Source organism: Nitrosovibrio sp. Nv17, assembly GCF_900119085.1.
Taxonomy (GTDB): domain Bacteria; phylum Pseudomonadota; class Gammaproteobacteria; order Burkholderiales; family Nitrosomonadaceae; genus Nitrosospira.
The window spans coordinates 25,040-49,207 of the sequence record NZ_FPIQ01000005.1 but is presented as its reverse complement, the minus strand read 5'-3'; the positions used below and the strand labels follow the sequence as shown (position 1 = coordinate 49,207).

The 24,168-nt window shown below is 64.5% G+C and carries 26 protein-coding genes; 6 read left to right on the top strand and 20 right to left on the bottom strand.

Translation table 11 applies throughout. The annotated features are described in order from the left end of the window. Nucleotides 1-59: 59 nt before the first annotated feature. On the bottom strand, nucleotides 60-1,418 hold the full coding sequence (gene pmbA, locus BT108_RS04430; protein ID WP_072293343.1) for a metalloprotease PmbA: 1,359 nt from the start codon (nucleotides 1,416-1,418) through the stop codon (nucleotides 60-62). Between the two features lie 330 nt (nucleotides 1,419-1,748). On the opposite strand from pmbA, the gene yjgA reads away from it, so the two are divergent. Further along, nucleotides 1,749-2,321 (top strand): ribosome biogenesis factor YjgA, encoded by a 573-nt coding sequence (gene yjgA, locus BT108_RS04425; RefSeq protein WP_072293342.1) that lies wholly within the window; start codon nucleotides 1,749-1,751, stop codon nucleotides 2,319-2,321. On the opposite strand, the gene BT108_RS04420 is transcribed toward yjgA, so the two are convergent. Beyond that, the gene (locus BT108_RS04420; RefSeq protein WP_072293426.1) at nucleotides 2,295-3,401 is read right to left on the bottom strand and encodes a transglutaminase-like domain-containing protein; all 1,107 of its coding nucleotides are present in this window, start codon (nucleotides 3,399-3,401) and stop codon (nucleotides 2,295-2,297) included. The two genes, yjgA and BT108_RS04420, sit on opposite strands and share 27 nt — an antisense overlap. Before the next feature lie 111 nt (nucleotides 3,402-3,512). Between BT108_RS04420 and BT108_RS04415 the strand changes: the two genes are divergently transcribed. From BT108_RS04415 to BT108_RS04405, 3 genes are all read left to right on the top strand, one after another. After that, the gene (locus BT108_RS04415) at nucleotides 3,513-4,202 is read left to right on the top strand and encodes an alpha/beta hydrolase (protein ID WP_072293341.1); all 690 of its coding nucleotides are present in this window, start codon (nucleotides 3,513-3,515) and stop codon (nucleotides 4,200-4,202) included. Nucleotides 4,203-4,394: 192 nt separating this feature from the next. Then, nucleotides 4,395-4,871, top strand: coding sequence for a response regulator transcription factor (locus BT108_RS04410; RefSeq protein WP_072293340.1), 477 nt, complete (start codon nucleotides 4,395-4,397; stop codon nucleotides 4,869-4,871). A 15-nt stretch (nucleotides 4,872-4,886) separates the two neighbouring features. Continuing rightward, nucleotides 4,887-6,398 (top strand): sensor histidine kinase, encoded by a 1,512-nt coding sequence (locus BT108_RS04405; protein WP_083566207.1) that lies wholly within the window; start codon nucleotides 4,887-4,889, stop codon nucleotides 6,396-6,398. 70 nt (nucleotides 6,399-6,468) lie between these two features. On the opposite strand, the gene arfB is transcribed toward BT108_RS04405, so the two are convergent. From arfB to BT108_RS04390, 3 genes are read right to left on the bottom strand one after another with little or no spacing between them, the layout of a single operon-like run. Continuing rightward, nucleotides 6,469-6,879, bottom strand: coding sequence for an alternative ribosome rescue aminoacyl-tRNA hydrolase ArfB (gene arfB, locus BT108_RS04400; protein ID WP_072293339.1), 411 nt, complete (start codon nucleotides 6,877-6,879; stop codon nucleotides 6,469-6,471). A 16-nt stretch (nucleotides 6,880-6,895) separates the two neighbouring features. Further along, nucleotides 6,896-7,807, bottom strand: a complete 912-nt coding sequence (locus BT108_RS04395; protein ID WP_072293338.1) for an SDR family oxidoreductase — start codon at nucleotides 7,805-7,807, stop codon at nucleotides 6,896-6,898. Next, a complete protein-coding gene (locus tag BT108_RS04390; protein WP_255369614.1) occupies nucleotides 7,800-8,771 on the bottom strand; it encodes a glycosyltransferase family 2 protein in 972 nt (323 codons plus the stop codon). Before BT108_RS04390 ends, BT108_RS04395 begins: the two co-directional genes overlap by 8 nt. Nucleotides 8,772-9,206: 435 nt before the next feature. Between BT108_RS04390 and BT108_RS04385 the strand changes: the two genes are divergently transcribed. Further along, on the top strand, nucleotides 9,207-10,004 hold the full coding sequence (locus BT108_RS04385) for a sulfite exporter TauE/SafE family protein (RefSeq protein WP_072293336.1): 798 nt from the start codon (nucleotides 9,207-9,209) through the stop codon (nucleotides 10,002-10,004). 20 nt (nucleotides 10,005-10,024) lie between these two features. On the opposite strand, the gene BT108_RS04380 is transcribed toward BT108_RS04385, so the two are convergent. From BT108_RS04380 to BT108_RS04325, 12 genes are all read right to left on the bottom strand, one after another. Further along, nucleotides 10,025-10,912, bottom strand: coding sequence for a phosphoribosylaminoimidazolesuccinocarboxamide synthase (locus tag BT108_RS04380; RefSeq protein ID WP_072293335.1), 888 nt, complete (start codon nucleotides 10,910-10,912; stop codon nucleotides 10,025-10,027). A 15-nt stretch (nucleotides 10,913-10,927) separates the two neighbouring features. Continuing rightward, nucleotides 10,928-12,115 carry a 5-(carboxyamino)imidazole ribonucleotide synthase gene (locus BT108_RS04375; protein ID WP_072293334.1) on the bottom strand — a complete coding sequence of 396 codons (1,188 nt, stop codon included), beginning with the start codon at nucleotides 12,113-12,115 and terminating at the stop codon, nucleotides 10,928-10,930. Beyond that, nucleotides 12,112-12,648 carry a 5-(carboxyamino)imidazole ribonucleotide mutase gene (gene purE / locus BT108_RS04370; RefSeq protein ID WP_255369613.1) on the bottom strand — a complete coding sequence of 179 codons (537 nt, stop codon included), beginning with the start codon at nucleotides 12,646-12,648 and terminating at the stop codon, nucleotides 12,112-12,114. The genes BT108_RS04375 and purE overlap by 4 nt, the downstream gene beginning before the upstream one ends. Continuing rightward, nucleotides 12,641-13,084, bottom strand: a complete 444-nt coding sequence (locus BT108_RS04365; protein ID WP_072293333.1) for a phosphate-starvation-inducible protein PsiE — start codon at nucleotides 13,082-13,084, stop codon at nucleotides 12,641-12,643. The genes purE and BT108_RS04365 overlap by 8 nt, the downstream gene beginning before the upstream one ends. Nucleotides 13,085-13,230: 146 nt before the next feature. Further along, nucleotides 13,231-14,004 (bottom strand): HAD family hydrolase, encoded by a 774-nt coding sequence (locus tag BT108_RS04360; RefSeq protein WP_072293332.1) that lies wholly within the window; start codon nucleotides 14,002-14,004, stop codon nucleotides 13,231-13,233. Further along, nucleotides 13,991-15,043: an L-threonylcarbamoyladenylate synthase gene (locus BT108_RS04355; RefSeq protein WP_072293331.1), complete on the bottom strand. Its 1,053-nt coding sequence runs from the start codon at nucleotides 15,041-15,043 to the stop codon at nucleotides 13,991-13,993. Before BT108_RS04355 ends, BT108_RS04360 begins: the two co-directional genes overlap by 14 nt. Continuing rightward, a complete protein-coding gene (locus BT108_RS13940; protein ID WP_072293330.1) occupies nucleotides 15,040-15,792 on the bottom strand; it encodes an endonuclease/exonuclease/phosphatase family protein in 753 nt (250 codons plus the stop codon). The genes BT108_RS04355 and BT108_RS13940 overlap by 4 nt, the downstream gene beginning before the upstream one ends. Nucleotides 15,793-15,849: 57 nt before the next feature. Beyond that, entirely contained in the window at nucleotides 15,850-16,950 is a 1,101-nt protein-coding gene (nadA, locus tag BT108_RS04345) for a quinolinate synthase NadA (protein WP_072293329.1), read from the bottom strand. 92 nt (nucleotides 16,951-17,042) lie between these two features. After that, entirely contained in the window at nucleotides 17,043-17,519 is a 477-nt protein-coding gene (nudB, locus tag BT108_RS04340) for a dihydroneopterin triphosphate diphosphatase (protein ID WP_255369612.1), read from the bottom strand. Between the two features lie 17 nt (nucleotides 17,520-17,536). Continuing rightward, entirely contained in the window at nucleotides 17,537-19,318 is a 1,782-nt protein-coding gene (gene aspS / locus BT108_RS04335; protein WP_072293328.1) for an aspartate--tRNA ligase, read from the bottom strand. Nucleotides 19,319-19,350: 32 nt separating this feature from the next. Then, the gene (locus BT108_RS04330) at nucleotides 19,351-20,040 is read right to left on the bottom strand and encodes a DUF502 domain-containing protein (RefSeq protein WP_072293327.1); all 690 of its coding nucleotides are present in this window, start codon (nucleotides 20,038-20,040) and stop codon (nucleotides 19,351-19,353) included. A 22-nt stretch (nucleotides 20,041-20,062) separates the two neighbouring features. Then, nucleotides 20,063-20,356, bottom strand: a complete 294-nt coding sequence (locus BT108_RS04325; protein WP_072293423.1) for an FmdB family zinc ribbon protein — start codon at nucleotides 20,354-20,356, stop codon at nucleotides 20,063-20,065. A 414-nt stretch (nucleotides 20,357-20,770) separates the two neighbouring features. Here BT108_RS04325 and BT108_RS04320 point away from each other — a divergent pair, with 414 nt between their 5' ends. After that, nucleotides 20,771-21,034, top strand: a complete 264-nt coding sequence (locus tag BT108_RS04320) for a hypothetical protein (protein WP_072293326.1) — start codon at nucleotides 20,771-20,773, stop codon at nucleotides 21,032-21,034. A gap of 31 nt (nucleotides 21,035-21,065) precedes the next feature. Here the strand turns inward: BT108_RS04320 and BT108_RS04315 are convergent, their stop codons facing one another. The 3 genes from BT108_RS04315 to hisC are packed head-to-tail and all read right to left on the bottom strand — an operon-like array spanning nucleotide 21,066 to nucleotide 24,115. Continuing rightward, nucleotides 21,066-21,953 carry a prephenate dehydrogenase gene (locus tag BT108_RS04315; RefSeq protein WP_072293325.1) on the bottom strand — a complete coding sequence of 296 codons (888 nt, stop codon included), beginning with the start codon at nucleotides 21,951-21,953 and terminating at the stop codon, nucleotides 21,066-21,068. A 36-nt stretch (nucleotides 21,954-21,989) separates the two neighbouring features. Then, nucleotides 21,990-23,006, bottom strand: a complete 1,017-nt coding sequence (gene aroF / locus BT108_RS04310) for a 3-deoxy-7-phosphoheptulonate synthase (RefSeq protein WP_072293324.1) — start codon at nucleotides 23,004-23,006, stop codon at nucleotides 21,990-21,992. Continuing rightward, entirely contained in the window at nucleotides 23,003-24,115 is a 1,113-nt protein-coding gene (gene hisC / locus BT108_RS04305) for a histidinol-phosphate transaminase (RefSeq protein ID WP_072293323.1), read from the bottom strand. The genes aroF and hisC overlap by 4 nt, the downstream gene beginning before the upstream one ends. Nucleotides 24,116-24,168: the final 53 nt, after the last annotated feature.

Genomic DNA, 24,168 nt, shown 5'->3' with positions numbered 1-24,168 from the left:
GCGCGCACGCAAGGGCGTGCCTGCCGTGCGCTGCAGGAGATGCGGTTTCGCGCGATCGCCTATCCGCCGGCCACTGTCATCCGGTCGATCAGCAGCGAGCCGCATTGCTTGGATCCGCGTATGATGATGTCGTTTCCCGCCGCGGCGATGCCGAGAAACATGTCCGCGAGGTTGCCGGCGATGGTGATTTCCTCGACCGCATGGCGGATCTCCCCGTCTTCCACCCAATAACCGGCCGCGCCGCGGGAATAGTCGCCGGTTACGGCATTCACGCCCTGGCCGAGCAATTCGGTCACCAGCAGACCCTTGCCCATCGTCTGGAGCAGGGCGGAGAACTCCAGGGCGGTGCCATTGTCGAGGATCAGGTTGTGGTTGCCCCCGGCATTGCCGGTGGTGCGCAGCCCCAGCTTGCGGGCGGAATAGCTGCCGAGGAAATAGTCCTGGACCACGCCGTTCTCCACCAGCTTCCGTTCCCGGGTGGCGACGCCTTCATCGTCGAAAGCCGTGCTTGCCAGTCCTTTCCGCAGATGAGGTGCTTCCCGGAGCTGCACGCTGCGGGGAAATACCTGCTTGCCGATGCTGTCCAGCAGGAAGGACGATTTCCGGTAGAGGTTTCCGCCGCTTACCGCGCTGACGAAATGCCCGATCAGGCTGGCGGCAACCGGCGCCTCGAACAGCACCGGTACCTCGCAGGTGGCGATCTTGCGCGCCCCCAGGCGCGCAATGCTGCGCTGCCCGGCCTTCCTGCCTATGCTTTCGGCCTGTTCCAGTTCGCTGGCGTCGCGCACCGTGCTGTACCAGTAGTCGCGTTGCATGGCGTTGTCCTGGCCGGCGATGACCGCGCAACTGATGCTGTGGCGGGAAGAGGGGTACCCGCCCATGAAGCCGAGACTGTTGGCGTAGACGAACTGCGATTCGTTCAGCGAGACGCTCGCGCCTTCCGAATTGATGATGCGCTTGTCGACTGCGAATGCTGCGACCTCACAACTGTGGGCGAGATCGATGGCCCGTTCCACCGGCAGCTCCCATGGAAAGAACAGGTCGAGATCGGGCAGTTCCCGGGCCAGCAGGTCGGCGTCGGCCAGGCCGGAGCATTCATCGGTGGCAGTATGGCCGGCAATGGAGAGGGCGGCCGCCACCGTATCGCTCACGGCTTGGGGCGAGAAATCCGAGGTGCTCGCGTGGCCGCGCTTGTGACCAAGATAGACGGTTACCGACAAACCCTTGTCCCGGTTGTATTCTATGGTTTCCACTTCGCCTCGCCGCACCGTGACGGTCTGGCCGAAGCCATCCGAAACGTCCGTCTCGCAGGCCGTGGCGCCCGCCTTTCTGGCATGGTTCAGCACGTCGCGGGCGATATTCTGGAGCGCGACGAAAGGATAGGAGAAATTCGTTGAAGATTTCGTATGGTCGTTCATGACTATGAGAGTGGCGGGACGGGAATGGGGCTGGCGGCGTATCAGATCGTGAATCAGGCAGCGGGCATATATAGCTGAACATTGGGTGCGACATGATAGCAGCTTTCAACGGTCATGCAGCACGCGCCTCCTGATCTGGACGCGTCATCGGCGTGTGCGGCTGATACAATCGGGTGTCCCGTGTCCGGTTTCCCGGCATCCCATGCCGCTTTCGATACCTGAACGGCCATGCCTCATGGTGACTGAATCCCTTGGATTTTACCAGCAACTCATGGAAACGAGGCTCGATGAGCATATTTTCGAGGTATTTTCAGGCCGCGCGTGGCAGATATGACGAATGATCCAAAGACGGATGTGCGGCCCAGCAAGACCCGCCGCAAGCAGGCCATGCATGCGTTGCAGGATATCGGAGAGCGATTGGTGCAGATCGATCATGGGCGGCTGCGTGAGTTGTGTCTGCCGGAGAGGCTCACCGAGGCGATACTGGAAGCCGGGCGGATGCATCAGCATGGCGCCCGCCGCCGGCAGATGCAGTATATCGGCAGGCTGATGCGCGACGTCGACGCCGCGCCCATCCTGGAAAAGCTGGAGCGGTGGAGCGGCACCGGTCGGCGGGAGACCGCCCGCCTGCATCTGCTGGAACGCTGGCGCGCCCGCCTGCTCGAGGACGAAGGGGCGCTTTCCGAGCTGGTGCGGATCTGCCCGGGCGCCGACGTGCGACAGCTGCACCTGCTGCTGCGCAATACGCGCAGGGAAGCCCTTGCGGGCGGGCCGCCGAAAAGCTTTCGCGCGCTGTTTCAGGCGTTGCGTGACACCATTCCGGAATCGCCGCGGCAGGCGGATACGACGGATGAGGACAATGGATCGTCCAGGCCGCTAGAATTTGACGCCGGTGCCGACTAGCTCCGATGAAACGATCTGGTACACGAACTCGGCTGGCTCCAGGCTATCCTGTATATGTCCGGACACGTCGGCCTGCGGATACATGAAGAACGGCAGCTCACCCAGTGGGGTGTCCTTTGCCAGGGTGATGTCCTGGCCGTGGTTGAATGCCACCCAGTTCATTTCCCACGTGCCGAACAGTTTTTCGCGCAGCGCCGCGACGCGCGGATGGGTGACGGGCAGATCCTCGTCCAGCGCCAGCTGGCGGACGTCCGCCGGATTCACCGGCACCCAGCCAAGGCCTGCGAGGTAGAACTCGGGTCGGCAGTGCTGTGCGGTGGATACATCCCCCGAGCGTCCGAGCGGTTTGTGCGTCGCGGACTCGTCGATGCGTATTCCATAGTTGTCACGGGCGGGAATGCCCGCGGCTCGCGCCAACCCTACGAACAAGGCGTTGATGTCGGCACACTTGCCGCCCAGGTTGCCGGATTCCAGCATCGATTTGACGTCGCCTCGACCGCAGCCGCGGATGCCCGAATCGTAGGAAGCATTCTCCACCACCCAGTCATATATCGCCCGCGCTTTCTTCAGGGACGTGTCGGCTCGGCTTTCCTGCAGGATTGAGAGGGCGGTCTTGCGCACGATGCCATCCAGCGGGATATGGCGGGTGGTGCGCAGGTAGTGCTTCACTTCCGATGGAATGGCGGCTGCATTGCGTTCGGAGTAGGTATCCAGCTCGACGATGCGGTCGGTCGTCTTGACCACGCTGCTCACCACGACGTTGCGGGGCCCGCTGCTGCGCCATTCCGCGTAGAACATGGGGGCGGTCGTTCCCGGAATGCTCTCGAACCGGGCGATGCTCGCATTGCCGCTCCATACGCTGCCCTGGGAGAACTGGTGGGGCGTATCGTTGGTATCGGGCAGCGGCAGCCACAGGCGCGCTTTTTTTCCCTTGTCGGGCAGGTGGATCTTGTAGGTCAGGCGGTAGCTGTGCGTTTTGGGCCGGAAGACCTGCTGGGCGGATACGATCGATGGAATCGGATATAATGAGGCGGCCATTCCGCCCAATCCCGCGAGCCTGATGAAATCCCTGCGCTTCATGATCTTCTCCCCATTATTCTGATATAACGGATGATTCAAGGCGCGAATCTAATCCTGCCCCTGGCTTAAGTCAACCCATGTTCCCGGGTACCTGACCCGAATCCGCTGCGCATGCCCTTCCCGTCCCCTGAACCGCTTCCCTGCGTCGAACTCGAAACCGGTGCCAAGTCCGCGTGTGCAGTCATCTGGATGCACGGCCTGGGTGCAGACGGCAACGATTTCGTTCCCATCGTGAACAGGCTCGCGCTTCCTCGGGGGATGTCCATCCGCTTCGTTTTTCCCCATGCGCCCATGAGGCCGGTGAGCATCAATCGGGGCCTCGTGATGCGAGCGTGGCACGACTATGATGTTGGCGAATCGGGCTCCGGGATTCGCGTGGAGCCGGGGAGCCTGGGCGAGTCGCAACAGGCGGTCGAGGCGCTGATCGGCCGCGAAAGGCAGCGTGGAATCGAACCGGGGAAAATCGTCCTGGCAGGTTTTTCCCAAGGAGGGGCCCTGGCCTTGCATGTCGGTTTGCACTATCCCGAACCCCTGGCGGGCATCCTGGCGCTGTCGTGCTACCTGCCCGTCGCACCTCTGGCATCCACCTGGGTGTCACGGCCGGATGATGCCGGCGTGCCGATCTTCATGGCGCACGGAACCCTGGATAATGTGGTGCCTCTCACGGCAGGCCGGGCTGCCCGGCAGGGCCTGCTCGAATCGGGTCGTACCGTGGAGTGGCACGAATACCCCATGGCGCATTCCGTGTGCGAGGATGAAATATCCGATATCGGAAGCTGGCTGGTGCGCGTCCTGGCGTAGCGCCGGCGTGCGGAGGCGGTGCCGGAGGGCATCGGGTGCCTCGGGCGTCCCAGGCTCATCCGCCGGAAGAGCATGATCTTAACAAATTCTTGATTTCCGCCTGACGCAATATTTACATGACACCCATTACCATGGGCGCTGCAAGGGTAGGGTGATGGTGCCAAGTCCAAATATAAAACGGAGGAGATCGAGATGCATATTCCCATTCGGCACTCGGAGCCGGAGCCGGTGCCGGCGGGCCCCCAATTCGCTTCGGGCCATATGGATCCGGGTCGCGCGATGCCGCGGATCGTGCATGTCGACGACGATCCCGATATTCGGGATGCGGTCAGGCGCATCCTGAAGAGCAACAGATACGAGGTCGACAGCTACCAGACGATGCGTGACTTCCTGGAGTCGCTCAAGGATCAGCGCAATTTCCCCTCCCTGGCGATACTCGACGTGATGGTTGAAACCATGGATGCGGGGCTGGAGGCTTTCGTCGAGATTCGAAGGCGCCTGCCCCGCCTTCACATGATATTCATGACTTCTCTGGGGGAAGAGATTCGCCCATATTTTACAGGCCTGTCGGATGAATGGATCCTGATCGTGGAAAAACCGGTCGAGCCGGTCAGCCTCCTGTCGATCATACGCAGCCGCCTGGAAAATACGGATAGTCCAGGCATCTAGCCGGGGACCGAGGTCATGGCGCTCGCCGAATTCTCCTGGAGTACATCGGAGAATCGCCCTGCGCTTCCCCGGATCGGGATCACCAGCACCAAGCTGAGCGATGAAGTCCTGATCAACAATGCCCGCTGGTTCATCGTGTTCCGGTGGGGCGTGATCGGAGTTCTCATCCTGTTCCAGCTCGCGGCGATCATCATTCCCGACAAGCTGACCGAAGCGGGCGTCATTCCCCAGCAAGGATGGTCGTTCGTCATCACCCTGGTCCTCTGCATGGTGAATGCATCATGCATCTACGCGCTGGATTTCTGTCCTCGATCCAGATACAACTCGCCGTCGATCAATATCTGGATTCAGATCATCGTCGATCTTGTATGCCTATCCGTGGTGGTGCACTTCGTCGGCAGCATCGCGACGCCTGCGCCGTTCTTCTACGTGCTGCACATCGCCCTGTCATGCATTTTCTTCTCGGCGGCGGAAAGCCTGATCGTGACGCTCCTCGTCTGCTGCCTGTACGCGGCCATTCTCTTCATAGAAACACCCCTGCTTTTTCTCGTTCCGCAGTCGGTGTCGATCGGGGTCGGCACGCTTGCCGCCCATCCCCATAAAATCGACATCCTCTTGTGGATGTTTACCCTGGACGTTCTGTTCGTCGTCGTCTGGTATGTGGTTTCGCGGCTCGCGATCGTCGTGCGCACGCGCGAGCATCAGCTTCTGGAGGCTTACGAACAGATCAGTCGGGCCCAGATGGAGAAGGACCGCTATGCAGTGCTGATGACGCACCAGCTCAAGGCCCCGCTGGACGCCATCCGAAGCAAGATCAATATCATGAAAGGCGGATACTGCGGCGAGATCTCCACCGACATGGAAGACGTTCTGCTGAAAATCGATCACCGCGCCTCCGGTATGGCAAGCCTGATCCTGGATGTTCTCAAGCTCGAGCGATTGAGGGCGGCGGTCAGGAGCGGGTATGCGCGCGAGCACGTGAGTATCGAGGCCACCATTCGCAAGTGTACCGACAAGCTCATGCCCATTGCCCATTCCAGGAATATCGGAATCAAGGTCAAGATCGAAGACTTTATCGCGGAAGGGCTGCGGAGCCAGCTCGAGATACTGTTCGAAAACGTCATCGCCAACGCGATCGCCTATTCCTACGATGGAGGAACGATAGAGATCGCATCCATTCTCGACGATGTGCCATCCTCAGCCGTGGTGGCAGTCACCGATCATGGAATCGGAATCGGCGAGAAGGATTTGCCGCATATTTTCGACGAGTACTTCTACGCACCCAGGGCCGCGCTCCATAATCGGACTTCCAGCGGGATCGGGCTGTCCATCGTGAAGACGGTGGCGGAAAACAACAGATTACGCCTGCGGGTGAGCAGCGTCACCGGCAATGGAACCGTCTTTTCCATTATCTTCCAGGATGTGACCTATCCTTCTCCTCCGCAGCAGGGCATATCGAAGCCCGACGGGGACATGCCGGCGGCGCCGGCGGATGCGATGGCGCAGTCGCCGGAATCATCCGGGTAAGCGGTGAAGTGGAGGGCGAAAGCCCATTTTTTGGACCGCGCGCAGCCGCCCGGGTGCAAGCCGCTCCACGTCACGATTCGAAATCCGGCGGTAGTTTTTTCCTCGCGGCTTTCAGCCGCCCGTGTTGCATTTTTTCATCCAGCATTTTGGCCTGCGAGCTGGGGGTAGGCCGCGTGGGTTTTCTCGGACGAGGTATCCGGGCTGCACGGTCGACCAACTCGTACAGCCGTTGCAGGGCGTCCTCGCGGTTCTTTTCCTGGCTGCGATAGCGCTGCGCCTTGATGACGACGACGCCTTCCCGGGTGATGCGCTGATCGCCCAGTTTCAGCAGCCGTTCCTTATGCGGTTCCGGCAGGGAGGAGGCGCCGATGTCGAAACGCAGATGGATGGCACTGGAAACCTTGTTGACGTGCTGCCCGCCGGCGCCCTGCGCCCGAATTGCGCTGATCTGGATTTCATCTTCGGAAATAAGGATGTCCATTTGACGTCCGTGGGTATCATGATGACGGAGCGGGCCGGTTTCCGCCGTCGTTGCGCTGGAGCAGGAAGGGGCGTGGGGAAAAACCGAAATCGCGGGTCGCGTCGGCATGGTCGAAACATAGATCGACGTTCATCCGCGTCGCCATCTCCGTCGACAGGTGCCGCTGCCCGGGAAGCATCCGGGCCAGCCGGATGCCTCCATGGAACAGCCATACCGGTATCCTGATGAAATGTGCCTGCCGGCCTGGCGTCGCGGCTATTCTCTCCACCATTGCGCGGTATTCCAGGGTTTCTCCGCCGCTCAGATTATAGGCCCTGCAAAACGTGGCGGGGTGGTCAAGCGCCTGGAGGCAGGCCTGTGCAAGGTCGTCAGCGTGCACCGGCTGGCGCAGGCCGCGAGCCTTGCCCAGCAGCGGGAAGAAACCGTAGCGCCGGATGAAGCGGCGGATCATCGCGACATTGCCGTCGTGTACGCCATCATAGACCAGGGTGGGACGAAACACCGTCCAGCGTATCTCCAGATCGTGGCTCGTGCGGGCTATGGTCTCTTCCGCAAGACCCAGGCGCGCCGCCAGCTGGCGCTCGCTTCCATCGGCCGATGCGGTCTTGCTGAACAGGCTGGTCGAACCGAAGCCGATGATCCGCACGATTTTGCGGGATCCAAGGATGGGCAGGAGCGGAGGCAGCAGCCAGAGCGGGGCCAGGTGGATGAGTATTCGGGCATCCACCTGCGGCAGCTGGCCGGGATCGGCGATGTCTGCCACATGCCAGGTCGCCCCGGCTTCCGGCATGTCTGAGCGGGTACGGGGCTGGCGACTGATGGCGTGTACCTCATAACCGGCTTGCGCCAGCCGGGGCAGAAGAAAGCGCCCAATGACGCTGGTTGCCCCGGTAACCGCGATCCCGCGAGGCGCTGCTGGCTCAGGCATGCGTTTTCTCTGGCCCGAGCGCCCGGCCGACCCGATGGATGGCATGGCGGATCGCCACGGCGATGAAGCGCAGCCAGACGCCCGATGCCACGAGCCACATCAGCGCACCGGGATAGCGGCACCGGAAGAATTTGCGGTAGTAGCGCACCATTCCCTTGTGCTTGTGCCATTCGACGAACAGAGGACGGGATTGGCTGCATGCTCCCTTGTGGTGCGTTACCGGTGCGTCCGGTACGAAAAGTATTTTCCATCCCTGCTGCCGGAAACGCATGCACCAGTCGGAATCCTCGCAGTGCAGGAAATAGCCTTCATCCCATGGGCCGACGTCACGGATCGCTGCTCGCCGCACCAGCATGAGGGCGCCGGAAATCGCCTCCACCTCGGCGGGACGATCCGGCAGGGCCTGCCGGTGCAAATGGAAATCGAAGAACAGGCGGGGCCAGTATCGGGCAAGACGGTACAGCCCGAAGGCGCGGACGAACGACCGCCACGGAGTCGGCACTGCGCGACGCCCGCCAGCCTGCTCGGTGCCATCCGGATTGAGCAGCAGCCCACCCGCCATGCCGGCGTCCGGGCTCGATTCCAGCACCTGGAGCAGGCGGGAAAGGGTGCCCGCAGCCACGATACAGTCCGGATTGAGGAACAGCACATACGCGCCCGTCGTCTGCTGGATACCGATGTTGCAGGCGGCGGCGAATCCCAGGTTGCCCGGATTGCGGATGATGCCGAGCTTGGGCTCTCCGGGAAAGCGCCGCATGCAGAATTCCAGGCTGGTATCGGAGGAGGCGTTGTCCACGACCCGTACCTCGTCCGCCTCCGTCAGCACCGAATCGATGGCTGTCGCCAGGAAATGCCCGGCGTTGAAGTTGACGATGACGACCGAGACCATGTTTTGCCAATCAGGAGTGGAAGCGGTTGTCCAGCCGGTAGGGGTGCCGCCTGTATCCGTCTCCGGAAGGTTCATGCTGCCTCGACCAGGGATTGAAACGGCGGTCTAGGCCGCGCCCGCCTGCTCACCTGGACCTCCAGGTTCTTGATTCCCGGCGGAACCGGTGGCCTGCAGCGCTGCATTCATCCCGCCGCCGCCACTCTTTGCGATACAATGTATCCCGTATCATATAGCGAAAAAAGCCATCGCGGCTGCAATCCCGATGATCCTCCCCCGCCTGGACGAGCGAATGAAAGCGGAGGAACCGAGAACCTCGCGTCGATGGGCTCTCCGTCCCGGATACAGTGCGAGTGTTCCTGACCTGTGTTTTATCCGGCAAGCAACCGCTTCCGCGACCTCTCAAGCAACGGCCGCAGGTAGAGATCGTCCTTGTCGCGTGGCGCCGGTTGCATCTCAGCGTCTCGACCGTCGCCATGCCTGAAACCCGCTATTCCTTGCCGTAGGCCAGACATGGAATGGTGGCCGATCTACCTGCTGCTCGGAGCCGTCGTCGGCTTCTTCGCGGGCCTGCTGGGCATAGGCGGCGGCCTGATCCTGGTGCCGGTGCTTACCTTCGTCTTCAGTGCCCGGCATTTCCCGCCCGACCGCATCCTGCACCTGGCCCTGGGCACCACCATGGCAGCCATCATCTTCAGCGCCGCCTCCAGTCTGCGCACGCACCACGCCCACGGGGCGGTGAACTGGCAGGTGGTGAGATTCATCACGCCGGGCATCATTCTGGGAACGCTGGTGGGGGCGACCCTGGCGGGCATGCTTTCCACCCGCTTCCTGAGCGTCGTCTTCGTCGCATTCATCTACTATGCCGCCGCCCAGATGCTGCTGAGATTCTCTCCCCGGCCCTCGCGCACGCTGCCCGGCCGGGCGGGGATGTTCGGGGTAGGGGGAGTGATCGGCCTGGTTTCCAGTTTTGTCGCCATCGGCGGGGGGCTGCTCACGGTGCCCTTCCTGTCGTACTGCAACGTGCGGCTGCAACATGCCATCGGCACCGCCGCCGCCGTGGGGTTTTCGATCGCGGTGGCGGGGGCCGTGGGCTATATTGCCAACGGCATGGCGCAGCCGGTGCCGCTGCCGCCGTACAGTCTGGGATACGTCTATCTGCCGGCGCTGGGGTGGATCGTGCTGGCCAGCATGTTGACCGCTCCGCTGGGGGCGAGGATGACTCATGTCATCCCGACGGCCGTGCTCAAGCGGATTTTCGCGGGATTGCTCTTCCTTCTGGGGACGAAGATGCTGGCCGGGTTGTTCTAGGGGCTCACGTGTTGCGCCGGCTATATCGACAACCGGCGCAGCGCATCCTCGTATTTCTTCGCGGTCTTCGCCAGGACGTCGGGCGGAAGGGCAGGGGCTGGGGCCTGCTTGTCCCAGCCCTGCGCCTCGAGCCAGTCGCGCACGAACTGCTTGTCGTAGCTGGGCGGGTTGCCGCCCGGCGAGTACTGGTCCGCCGGCCAGAAGCGCGAGGAATCGGGAGTCAGTACCTCGTCGATGAGGAAGAGTCGTCCGGCCCCGTCCTGGCCGAACTCGAACTTGGTGTCGGCGATGATGATGCCCTTGGTGATGGCGTATCCGGCCGCCTCGGCGTAGAGCGCGAGTGCCTTGTCGCGCACCAGGGCCGCCAGCTCCGGCCCCAGCAGCCGCTCGGTTTCGGCGAAGGAGATGTTCCTGTCATGGGAGCCGGTCGGGGCCTTGGTGGAGGGCGTGAAGATGGGGCCGTCCGGCAGCCTCGCGGCCTGCTGCAGGCCCGCGGGGAGAGTGATGCCGCAGAGCGTGCCGGTCTCCCTGTAATCCTGCCACCCCGATCCTGCGACGTACCCGCGCACGATCGCCTCTATCGGCAGCGGCTTCAGGCGCCGGACCACGAATGCGCGGCCGGCGACCTGGTCGTGCTCGGTCTCGGCCACCACCGATTCGGGCGGGATGCCGGTGAGGTGATGAGGGACGATGGGTTCGAGCCGTGAGAACCAGAAGCCGGACAGCGCCGTCAGGAGCTTGCCCTTGCCCGGGATCGGCGTGGGCAGGACGACGTCGAACGCGGAGATGCGGTCCGTCTGGACGATCAGCAGCCTGTCCTCGTCCACGGCGTAGATGTCGCGGACCTTGCCGCGATGCAGCAGGGGCAGGCTGCGCAGGCTCGTTTCGTAGAGTGTGCTCGGGTTCATTGCGGTGTGCGGCCATTATACCGCGTCGAGGCCATGTGGCTCCAGGCCGGGATGGGTGTCCAGTTCCCGCTTGATTTCCAGCGCGAGCGAAAGCGCAGCGGCGGCCGTTTCCGCCAGCACGGTGTAGTGACCCATCTTCCGGCCCGGGCGCGCTACGCGCTTGCCGTACAGGTGCAGCTTCACGCCGGGATGGCGCAGCAGGCCCTTCCAGTCGGGTTCGCCCTGCCGCCACAGGTCGCCCAGCAGGTTCACCATGACGGCCGCGCCGCACATGGCGGTGCCGCCGAGCGGCAGGCCGCACAGCACCCGCAGTTGCTGCTCGAACTGCGAGGTGACACAGGCGTCCAGGGTATAGTGGCCGCTGTTGTGGGGACGGGGCGCAATTTCGTTGACCAGCAGGCGGCCGCCAGAACCATCGCCCGCCAGCACGAAGAATTCCACGCACAGCACCCCGCGGTAGTCGAGCCGTTCGGCGATGCCGATCGCCGTGTCGCGTGCCTGCCGGGCAATCGCGGGTGCGACGCCGGCAGGTACGATACTGACATCCAGGATCCCGTCGCGGTGCCGGTTCTCGGAGACGGGGAACGTCGCTACGCTGCCATCGAACCCCCGCGCCACGATGACCGAAATTTCGGTCTGGAGCGAAAGCCGCTGCTCCAGCACGCAGGGCACGTGGCCGAAGTGATCGAAGGCGCATTCCAGCGCCGCCATGTCGCCGACGGGTGCCTGGCCCCTGCCGTCGTAACCCAGGCGGCTGACCTTGAGCAGGCCGGGGAACAGTTCGGGGTGCGTGCGTGCGACTCTCTCCAGGTCGCCGGCATCCCGGATGGATGCGTGCGGTACGCTGCCGAAGCCGTTGTCGGTGATGAACCCCTTTTCCAGGATGCGGTCCTGGGCGATGGCGACGCTGCCCGCTTCGGGGCTGACCGTCATGCCAAGTTTTGCCAGGGTGCGCAGCGTCTCGGCGGGAACATTCTCGAATTCGGTAGTGACGCCCGCACAGGTCGATGCCAGCTCGCGCAGTGCAGCGGCATCCAGGTAGCCGGCGTGCAGATGCCGCTCCGCGATGCCGCTCGATGGGCTGTCGCCGTCCGGGTCCAGTACGGTGACGCGGTATCCCATGCGCTGCGCCGCTGCCGTGAACATGCGCCCGAGCTGGCCGCCGCCAAGCAGGCCCAGCGTCGCCCCCGGCAGAATGCTCATGTCCTGGGGAGCGTCGCAGCCTGGACCGTCGCCGCCTGGGCAGCGCGAAACTCGGTGAGCCGCATGGCCAGCCCGATGTCCGCGGTCGCCAGCAGGGCGACGGCAAACAGGCCCGCGTTGGCGGCGCCCGCTTCCCCGATGGCGAAGGTGGCGACCGGCACCCCCCTTGGCATCTGCACGATGGAAAGCAGCGAGTCCATGCCCATGAGCGAGCGGGAGGGGACCGGCACGCCCAGCACCGGCAGGACGGTCTTCGCGGCGATCATGCCGGGCAGGTGCGCGGCACCGCCGGCGCCGGCGATGATGCAGCGGAGTCCGCGTGCGGCTGCGGCAGCGGCGTACTCGAACATGCGGTCCGGGGTGCGATGGGCGGAAACCACTTCGGTTTCATGGGGCACGCCGAAGTCCGCGAGGATGGCAACGGCATGTTTCATCACCTCCCAGTCGCTGTGGCTGCCCATGACGACTCCCACCCGCGGCGTTGCCGCGCCGACGGGATCGCGCGTGGCGAGCGCACCGGCCGTGTCAGTCACGCAGGCGCCCGTCCTTGGTTTCGAGGTTCGCCAGATCCTCCAGGTCCTCCACGTACGGATAACGCACGTGGCCGAAGCGGATCACCAGCACCGCTGCTGCCAGCAGCACGATCGAGGCGGACACGCCCAGCAGGCGGATGTTGTCCATCTCCTTGACATCCACGATCACGTAGCGCGCCAGGGCCACCATCGCGATGTAGAGAGGAAAGCGCACCGGCAGCTTCCCCGATTCGACGTACAGCCCCACCATGGTGAGGATTTCCAGGTAGAGGAACATCAGCAGCAGGTCGGCCAGCGTTACCCGTGCATTGTTGATCATCAGCATCGTCTCCTGGTAGCCGGCGTAGATCGTCGCCAGGGCGATGACGATCAGCCCGATGCTTTCGAAGAATTGCAGGATGCGGCGCGAGTGGTTGAGGGTGGCTGATTGCAGCATGATGCTCCGCTGGAGAGGATCTAGACCAGGATATGACAATACTACCGTTTCCGCATGACAATTCCAACGCCGATTTGCAGCGCGGAAGCCCCCCGCCCTGGCCGGCTCCGCCGCTTCCGCGCAACATCCCGCCCGTCACGGCAGGATCATGCTTTCAGCGTGGCCAGGAAAGCTGCATCGACCCATCCGCCTTTCGGGAAACTTCCTGCCAGCCCGGTGCACGGCTGCTGCGGTTCACCCAGGTGCGACAGGACTGCGGCGGCACCGGTGAAATCCTGGAAGCGGGTGTAGGCGTTGACCGTGATCACGGTGTCCAGCCCCGCGGCCAACGCGGAGCGGATGCCGTTCTCGGAGTCCTCCAGGGCGATGCACTGCCGGGCGGGGAGAGCCAGCCGTTCAAGCACCCAGTGATAGATGTCCGGTTCGGGCTTTTTCCCGGCGACGATGTCGCCCGCGCCGATCACGTCGAACCAGCCGGGCGAGTCCGGTCCCAAGGTCGATTCCAACAGGGATGTCACGTTCTCCGGCGTGGTGGTGGTGGCGATGGCGATACGGATGCCGGCTTCCCGCAGTTCGCGGATCAGGCGCGCGACACCGGGGCGCAGCGGGATGTCGCCGCGAGCCAGCATGGCGACGTAGTGCCGCGTCTTGGCCTTGTGCAGTGCGGCGATCCAGTCGTTCAGCCCGGGTCGGTCCAGTTCACCAGGCACATGTTTTTCTATATAGTGGCGGATCCGTTCCTTGCCACCGGTGACGGCCAGCAGTTCTCCATATAGCTCCACGCCCCACTCCCAGTCGAGACCGGATTCCACGAATGCGGCGTTGAAGGCGGGGCGGTGGCCGTCGCGCTCGGTGTCGGCCAGGGTGCCGTCCACGTCGAACAGGACCGCACGCAGGGAGGTATCCTCACGGGATGTCATGGGCATGTTCCTCGTCGGCCTGGAATGATGGCGTTTCACCGGTGCCGTGGGGTGTCCAAGACGCCCGCTGCAGGCGGTCGGCGACCGCCAGCCAAGCGGGATCGGCGGGCGGAATCTCCGCCAGCAGGCAATCGAAGCCTTCTCGATCCAGTCGGTGCAGGGTTGCGTACAGGCGGCTGCCGTAGGCGGCAGCATCGTCGGGCATGGGTTGACGCAGGATGTTCTTTTCACCGGCGAGGTCGATCCCCTGGTCCGACCAGGTCAGCACCGCGACACGCAGTCCCTGCCGGGCCAGCTCCACCACCCGCCGCCGCAGGGAAGCGGCGGGCAGGCATTCCAGGGGTGTCGCGGGCGCGTAATGGGTGGCGAGCGTGCCTGGTACGCGCGTCATCCGGTGGGGGTTCTCGGCGATGGCGACCCGTCCGTCCAGAGCCTGTTCCAATGCCGTCACCGGGACGCCGCCCGGGCGCAGTACCACGGCAGTATCTTCGCTGAAGCCGACGATGGTGCTCTCCAGGCCGATCCGGCAGGCGCCGCCGTCCAGCACCTGGTCCACGGCATTGCCCAGTTCATCGTGTACGTGCGCCGCCGTGGTGGGGCTCAGCCGCCCGAAGCGGTTGGCGGACGGGGCGACCAGCGCGCCACCGGGCCCCAGTGCCGCCAGCAGCGCGAGGGCGACGGGATGGCTCGGCACCCGCAGGCCGACGGTGTCCTGCCCGCCGGTGACGCTGTCGGGCACGTGGCGACTGCGGGGCAGAATGAGCGTCAGGGGGCCGGGCCAGAAGTGTTGGGCCAGCCGCCGGGCGGGCTCCGGCACCTCTCGCGCCCAGCGCGCCAGGCGGGATGCATCCGCGACGTGGACGATGAGGGGATGGTCCGTCGGCCGGCCCTTGATCTCGAATACTCGCCGGATTGCGGCGGCACGGGAAATCTCCGCGCCCAGTCCGTAGACGGTCTCGGTGGGGAACGCCACCACGCCGCCGGCCTTCAGCCGTGCGACGGCCGCGGCGAGACTGCCGGAATCCACGGAGGGCGTCACTGGCGCACCATGCGTGCCGACAGGGCGGCGTGGTCGGAGATGCGGGACCAGGGATGTCCGCGGTGCACCTGGGTATGCTCCACGTGGAAACCGCGCACGTAGATGCGATCGAGGCGGAGCAGGGGGAGGGCGGAGGGGAAGCTGCGCGCGACACGGCCGTTCAGGGATTCGAAGGCTTCGCTCAGGTGCAGCCGCCGCGCCAGTTGCCGGTTCGCCATTTCGCGCCAGTCGTTGAAGTCCCCGGCGATGATCAGCGGCACGTGCGGCGGGATCGTGTCCTCGATGTGCCGGCCGAGCGCCTTCAGTTGCTGCGCCTGCCCGCGCTTGAACAGGCCCAGGTGCACGCATATGCAGTGCAGGTGCTCCCGCCAGCCCGGGATGCCGATCTCGCAGTGCAGCATGCCGCGGCTCTCGAAGCGATGGGCGGAAACATCCATGTTGTCCCAGCGCACGATCGGGTAGCGGCTCAGGATGGCGTTGCCATGGTGCCCCTCGTCGTATACCGCGTTCTTTCCATAGGCGAAGTCCGACCACACCGAGTCGGCCAGGAATTCGTGCTGCGGTCCGCTCGGCCAGTCCTCGAAGCGGGCCGCATGCGCGGTGTGCTGGCCCACCACCTCCTGCAGGAAGATGATGTCCGCACCGAGGGCACGCAGGTTGTCGCGCAACTGGTGTACCGTCATGTGCCGCTGGAAGTGCGAGAGGCCTTTATGAATGTTGTAGGTGGCGATGTGCAGCGTGTCGGGCATGTAGGCGCGTGGATGTCGGCGAGAAGATGGGGTCGGCTGCGTCGCCGTGTCGCGCGGTCAGGAGGCAGCCAGCATGCGCTGCAAGGCGCGCTTCGCCAGCTCCGCCTCGGCCGGCGGCACCCGGATCGGATTCACGACCCGCCCCGCGACGAGGTTCTCGAGGGTCCAGGCGAGATGCTGCGGGTCGATGCGGGCCATGGTCGAGCACATGCAGATGGTCGGCGCCATGAACTGCACGATCTTGTCCTCGGGCGCGAATTCCTCGGCGATGCGGCCGACCAGATTGAGCTCCGTGCCCACCAGCCAGCGGGTGCCCGGTTTCGCCTCGCGGATGGTGTTGATGATGTATTCGGTGGAGCCGACGTAGTCGGAATTCCTGCACACGTCGAAGTTGCACTCCGGGTGCGAGATCACGATCCCGTCGGGATACTGGCTGCGAAAGCGCGCAATGTGCTGCGGCTGGAACATCTGGTGGACGGAGCAGTGCCCCTTCCACAGGAGTATCCGGGCCTTCTCGATCTGTTCGGGGGTCAGCCCGCCCATGGGCTCGTCGAAGTCCCATACCGGCATTTCGTCCGGGGAAATTCCCAGTTGGTGGCCGCTCCAGCGGCCCAGGTGCTGGTCGGGGAAGAACAGCACTTTCTCGCGCCGGGCGAACGACCACTCCAGGATCTTCGTGGCGTTGCTGGAGGTGCACACGATCCCGCCGTGCTCCCCGCAGAAGGCCTTCAGGTCTGCGGCGGAATTGATGTAGGTCACGGGCGTGACGGCCGTGTCGGGGTCGAGGATCTCCCTCAACTCGTGCCATGCCCGTTCCACCTTGAAGAGGCTCGCCATGTCCGCCATCGAGCAGCCGGCGGCCAGATCCGGCAGGATGGAGATCTGCTCCGGCCGGGACAGGATGTCGGCCACTTCGGCCATGAAGTGCACGCCGCAGAATACCAGATAGTCCGCGTCCGTCGCGGACGCCATGCGCGAGAGCTTCAGTGAGTCTCCGGTGAGGTTGGCGTGCCTGTAGACGTCGGCGCGCTGATAGTGGTGTGCGAGGATCACGGCGCGTCCCCCCAGTGCGGCCTTGGCCTCGACGATGCGTCGCGCGCAGTCCTCATCCTGCAGCGTGTCGTAGCGCTCGAAAGCGATGGCTTCTTGTGCTCCCATGTCCGATTCCCTCCGGAATGCGTGGAACCTCACAGACCCCTATAGACTCGCCCGGCGGACGGCGGTTCTGGCCGCGCTGCCGGAACCCGCTATTATTCCACGTCCGCGCGCCCCGAGGCCAGCCTTTCGATGGCCTCGGCGTTGCTGGGAGAGAACACCTTCGCCGCGGCCTCCCGCCATGGCAGCCATGCGTGGCCGAGATGCTCTCGTGCCGCCACCGAGACGGGCAGCGGCGCCGGCACTCGCAGTGCGAACACGTGCTCGGTATTGCGGGTCACGCCGGGCGCGTAGCGCCAGCGCCATTCCTCGTAGATGTCGTACTCGTACTGGAGGTTGCAGCGCACGAGGCGATGGCGCGTCGCGTCCAGCCCGGTCTCCTCCGCCACTTCACGGATCGCGGTCTGCCGCAGGGTTTCCCCCGGATTCCGGCTGCCGGTCACGGACTGCCAGTAGCCGGGGTGGTCCGCCCGCTCCAGCAACAGCACCTGCATGGCGGGGGTGTGGATCACGACCAGGACTGAGACCGGGATCTTGTACATGCCCGGGCGGAGCGGTGCTGATGCGTCCATGCCGGCCTTTCTTCCGGTCAGCCGCCCGGCGTCTCCGCGCGCCTCAGCCGGATGTGCAGCTCGCGCAGCTGCCGTTCATCCACCGCTCCGGGAGCCTGGGTCAGCAGGCACTGGGCGCGCTGGGTCTTGGGGAAGGCGATCACGTCGCGGATCGACTCCTCGCCCGCCATCATGGTCACGATGCGATCCAGGCCGAAGGCGATGCCGCCGTGCGGCGGGGCACCGTATTGGAGCGCCTCCAACAGGAACCCGAATTTTTCCCGCGCCTCGTCGGCGCCGATATCCAGGGCGCGGAACACCTTCGACTGCACGTCCCGGCGGTGGATGCGCACCGAGCCGCCGCCGATCTCGCTGCCGTTCAGCACCATGTCATAGGCCTTGGACAGGGCGCTGCCCGGATCGGTCTCCAGCAGATCCTCGTGGCCGTCGGCGGGCGAGGTGAAGGGGTGGTGCAGGGCTTTCCAGCGGCACGCCTCGTCGTCGTGCTCGAACATGGGGAAGTCGACCACCCACAGGGGCCGCCACCCATCCCGTGCCAGCCCGCGGTCGTGCCCGATGCGGGTGCGCAGCGCGCCCAGCGCCTCGTTCACCACGCGGGCCTTGTCGGCACCGAAAAATATGATGTCGCCATCCTCCGCGCCGGTGCGCGCCAGGATGGCCTCGATAGCCGCCGGCGGCAGGAACTTCAGGATCGGGGACTGCAGACCCTCGACGCCCTGCGCCAAGGCGTTGACCTTGACATAAGCCAGTCCCCGGGCGCCGTAGATCGCCACGAAGGCGGTGTAGTCGTCGATCTCCTTGCGCGTCAGTCCGCCGCCGCCCGGCACCCGCAGCGCCGCCACGCGTCCCCCCGGCCCCTGCGCCGCCTCGCGGAAAACCTTGAACTCTACCTCCCCCATGACGTCGGTGAGTTCGGTCAGCACCAGCGGCACCCGCAGGTCGGGCTTGTCGGAGCCGTAGCGCAGCATGGCATCGGCGTAGGTCAGGCGCGGGAACGGGTCGGGCAGTTCGACGCCCATGACGCGCCGGAACAGGTTGCGCGCCAGATCTTCCATCAGCGCCATGATTTCGCCCTCGTCCATGAACGAGGTCTCGATGTCGACCTGGGTGAATTCCGGCTGGCGGTCGGCGCGCAGATCCTCGTCGCGGAAGCAACGGGTGATCTGGTAGTAGCGGTCGAAGCCCGCCACCATCAGCAGCTGCTTGAACAGCTGCGGAGATTGCGGCAGCGCGAAGAAATGGCCGGCATTGACGCGCGAGGGCACGAGGTAGTCGCGCGCACCCTCCGGCGTGGACCGGGTCAGCATCGGCGTCTCGACGTCGATGAAGCCGTGCTCGTCGAGGAACAGCCGCACCGCCATGGCAGCCCTGTGACGCAGGCGCAGGTTGGCCTGCATCCGTGGGCGCCGCAGGTCGAGGTAGCGGTGTTCGAGACGTACGGCCTCGCTCAGGTTCTCGTCGTCCATCAGAAAGGGTGGCGTCAGCGAGGCGTTGAGGATGTCGAGCGCGTGCACCAGGATCTCGACCGCGCCGCTCACCAGGCCGGGGTTGGCGGTACCCTCGGGGCGGCGGCGCACCTTTCCCGAGACCTTCAGCACGAATTCGTTGCGGATCGTTTCCGCGATCCGGAAGGCTGCCGCGTTGTCGGGGTCGCATACCACCTGCACCAGGCCCTCGCGGTCGCGCAGGTCGACGAAGATGACGCCACCATGGTCGCGGCGGCGGTGCACCCAGCCGTAGAGGATGACTTCCTGGTCCAGGTACTGGGTGTCGATGAGCCCGCAATAGTTGGTGCGCATGAGGTGTCCGGCGGATGGAGGGATGGTGCGGCTCAGTCGTCCGCGGGCGTGCCGGCGGGACTGCTGTTGCCGTGCAGCAGGGCAGCCTGCTGCGGGGGTGTGGGGTACTGGGAGGGCGCAGGGTGCTTCTTGCCGTTGTCGGGAGCCACCACGCCCATGGAGATGATGTACTTGAGCGCTGCATCCACGCTCATGTCCAGTTCGATCACCTCGCTTTTCGGCATCATCAGGAAGAATCCGGACGTGGGGTTGGGCGTGGTGGGCACGTACACGCTCACGTACTCTCCTGTCAGATGGTTCGTCACGTCGCCGCCCGGATATCCGGTCATGAAGGCGATCGTCCATGAGCCCTTGCGCGGATACTGCACCAGCAATGCCTTGCGGAACGCCTCGCCCTGGCTGGAGAACAGGGTGTCGCTGACCTGCTTGACGCCATAGTAGATCGACTTCACCACCGGAATGCGCCACAGCACGCCTTCCCAGAACAGCACCAGTCTCTGGCCGATGATGTTGGTCGTGAGCAGTCCCGTGATGAAAACCACCAGCAGCGTGAGCATGGTTCCCACGCCCGGGATGTAGACGCCCACCACCGATTCCGGATGAAGGCTGGTGGGCAGCAGCAGCAGCGACTGATCCATGGTGGTGATCAGGAACTTCAGCGCCCAGACGGTGATGCCGAGAGGCACCCAGATCAGCAGCCCGGTGATGAAATAGCGTTTCATGGGGTCGGGAGCATCCTTGGACTCAACCGTTGGCGCAGGCGGGAGGTTCCGCGGGGGCGGCCGCCGGCGCCGGGTTCGCTTCTTGCTTCGCGGTCGGGGCGGCCTCGGTGCCAGGCCTGGATTTGGGTTTGTCGCTGTTCTTGAAATCGGTCACGTACCAGCCGCCGCCCTTGAGTTGGAAGCCTGCGGCGGAAATGAGCTTCGTATAGGCCTCGCTGCCGCAGGCGGGGCAGGATGCGAGCGGGGCATCGTCCAGTTTCTGCAGGTGTTCCTTTTCGAATCCACACGTATCGCAGCGGTATTCATAAATCGGCATGGCGGCCTCCAGAAAGGCGAAATTCAAAAAAACGGAGTCGGGATTATACCTCGACTGCTTGGTTTTGCCGGACATTGGCCTGCACGAGAGATTTCCATGGCGGGTGAGGGCGTACCTTGCAGCATCAAAAAATATACACGGGAACCCCGCACCGGGCAAAGATTTTGTCGGCAGGCCGCCAGACGGCAAAGGAGGGCGTTTCGTGTCCCCTGGCCCATGTCGCCGGCCCGATTCGTCACGTTCCGAGGCAAGTCCCGCCGCGCGGAAGGAATGTACCAAAGTCCAATTGTTTTTGTCCGGCGGATTGATACGATGCGTGAGACAGCCACGGAAAGTTCCGGAGGTTCAGTTCCCCACGGATGTCTGCATCGATGACCCTGTGCCTATTCTTCGTCCACCGATCCTTTATGAGCCATGCGAAAGAATACTGAAGTCCAGCGACGTCACAAGGCCTATCTTCGTGTCAAGAATGCCCTGCGCGACCAGCATCAGGACGACTATACCCTGATGCTCGAACGCCATGCGCAGGAACTCGATACGTTGTGGGCGAACTACAATCTCGCCGTCAAGAAACTTGCCGAGGAGCACAACCGGCTTGCCCGGTCGAACATCGTGTCCATGGGCAAGGGGCGGTCATCCGGCGCCGCTCCCGAGGACCAGGCCGTGCGTTCGGGCTGATCCGCGGTATGTCCTGCGGCGGCGGGGCGGCTCAGGTCGCGGACCTGGTCTCCAGCCACTTCTGTCTCGCCTCGCGCGCCATGCTGAAGATACGTTCGAGGGCCGGGCCATCCCCCTGCGCCAGGGTATCGCGCAGCGCCGCCAGTTCGTCCAGGTAGGCATCGATTTCCCGCAACAGCGCCTCGCGATTGGCCAGGCAGATGTCGCGCCACATTTCGGGAGAGCTGCCGGCGATGCGGGTGAAATCCCGGAATCCACTGCCGGCGAAGGGCAGGGGATCGTCCGTGCGCCCGGTGCCGGACGAGGCATGGTTCATCAGCAGGAAGGCCAGCATGTGAGGAAGGTGGCTCACTGCGGCGAGAATCCCGTCGTGCCGGGCGGCGTCCATCCGCAACACGTTCGCGCCACAGGCCTGCCATAGCTCCGCTACCCGCTCGGTCGCTTCCGGGCTGGTTTCCACGAGGGGTGTGAGTATCAGATTCTTGTTCCGATAGAGGTCGGCACCGGCCGATTCGACCCCGCTCGACTCGGCACCCGCGATCGGATGGGCGGGAACGACGTTGCCCAGGTGTCCGCTCAGGTGCCGGTACGCCGCAGCCACGACATCCTGCTTGGTGCTGCCGGCGTCGGTGACGAGGGTGCCCGGTCCAAGGTGAGGGGAAATGTGCGCCATGATGCGGCTGATCTGCCCCACCGGAGTGGCGAGCAGCACCACGTCCGCGCCCTTCAGCGCCGACGGCATGTCGCTGGCGATCTCGTCGATCACGCGGCGTTCGAGGGCGCGCTGCAGGTTTTCCCGGCTGCGCCCCACACCCACCACGTAGCGCACCCTGCCCGCCCGGCGCAGCGCCAGTGCGAACGAGCCGCCGATCAGGCCGACGCCGACTATCACCAGTCTGTCGATCGGTGCGTTCGCCATGACAGGGTTTCCGTCGCCTCGCGTGCGGTGGGCGGCTTACAGGCTGCGCCCTATGATCCCCGCGATGCCCCGCAGCGACTCCACCAGCGCCGCGAATTCTTCCGGGTTCAGTGCCTGATCGGCGTCGCACCAGGCATCGCACGGGCTGGGATGCATTTCCACCAGCAGCCCGTCGGCGCCCGCCGCGATGGCGGCACGTGCCAGGGCGGGGACCATCCATGCCTTGCCGCCGGCATGGGAGGGATCGATGATCACGGGCAGGTGCGTCTCCTTCTTCAGAACCGGGACGCAGGTCACGTCCAGCACGTTGCGGTAGGCCGTCTCGAACGTGCGGATGCCGCGTTCGCAGAAGATGATGTTGTGGTTGCCGCCGGCCGCGATGTATTCCGCCGCCATCAGCCATTCGGATACTGTCGCGGCCATGCCGCGCTTGAGTATCACCGGCTTGTCGATCCGGCCCACCTCCTTCAGCAGCTCGAAGTTCTGCATGCTGCGGGTGCCGATCTGGATCACGTCCACGTCGTACTTGAGGAAGACCTCGAGCATGCGCGCGTCCATCAGCTCGGTGACGATGCGCAGCCCGTGCTTGTCCGCCGCCTTGCGGAACATGTCCAGTCCGTCCACGCCATTGCCCTGGAAGGTGTAGGGGCTGGTGCGCGGCTTGAAGGCGCCGCCGCGCATCAGGCGGCAGCCGGCCGCGGCAACGTGCTGCGCGGACAGATCCATTTGCTGCTGGGTCTCGACCGAGCATGGGCCGCCGATGATCTGTATCCGGTTGCCGCCTATCGGCACGCCCCCCACGTCGATCACGGTGTCGCGCCGGTGGGAATCGCGCGACACGATCTTGTACTGCTTCACGATGTGCAGGGAGTATTCCACGCCGTCCATGGGATCGAACATGTCCGGACTGAGCTTGCGCTCGTCGCCGATCGCGCCGATCACGGTGCGCTCCGTGCCGCGTGAGACGTTTGCGGTCAGGCCGAAGCCCTCTATCTTGGTGACTACCGCCCCGATCTGCGCATCGGTGGCGCCATTTCCCATGATGATGATCATGCCGCTTCTCCGAGTGCTGTGTTGAGTGATTCGAGGAATCTCTGATTCTCAGATGCCAGCCCCACCGTGACCCGCAGGTGGTCGGGCATGTCATAGATGCCGATGGGGCGGACGATGACACCCTGCCGCAGGAGGCTTTCGTGGATTGCCCGGCTGGTACCCGAGGGAAGGCGGACGCTCAGGAAGTTGCCGTAGGAAGGAATGTACTCGATGCCGAGCTGGCGCAGCCCCATCGTGAGCTGCAGCATGCCCGCCTGGTTGAGCGCGTAGGTGCGCCTGACGAAGGCCGTGTCATCCAGCGCCGCCGCCGCGCCTGCCAGAGCGATGCTGTTGACGTTGAACGGCTGGCGCACGCGGTTCATCAGGTTGGCCACGTCCGTATGAGCCAGCCCGAAGCCGACGCGTATGCCGGCCATGCCGTATGCCTTGGAAAATGTGCGGGTGACGAGCAGGTTGGGAAAACGCTGCAGCCAGGCGATGCTGTCACTTCGGGCCGTAGCCGGGAGATATTCATTGTAGGCCTCATCCAGCACCACCAGCACGTCGGGGGAAATGTGCTGCAGGAAACGCAGCAGCAGGGGGGGTGTCAGCAGCGTGCCCGTGGGATTGTTGGGATTGGCGATGAAAACGATGCGCGTTTCCGGCGTGACAGCCTCCAGCATGCCGTCGAGATCGTGGCCGTATTCGATCGCGGGAACCTTGATGCCGGTAGCCCCGACCGCCTGGATCACCAGCGGGTAGACCGCGAAGGCGTGCTGCGAATAGATCGCATCAGCGCCCGGCTTGAGGAATACCCGCGCGGCCAGTTCCAAGACATCGTTGGAGCCGTTGCCCAGCACGATCTGCCCGCTCGTCACGCCGTAGCGCCGCGACAGCGCTGCCTTCAACTCGAAACCATTGCCATCGGGGTAGAGCGCAGTCTCCCCCAGCGCGCGAGTCATCGCTTCCAGGGCCAACGGACTCGTGCCCAGGGGATTTTCGTTGGAGGCGAGCTTGATGATGGAGCCGGAATCCACGCCCATTTCCCGTGCCAGCTCGGAAATGGGCTTGCCGGGCTGGTAGGGGTGGATCGCGCGGATGTATTCGGGGGCGAGATCGCTCAGGTTCATGAGGTCATGTTCCGCACTGGGCAGCAGGGTCGGGGTGTGGGTCGGGGACGGTA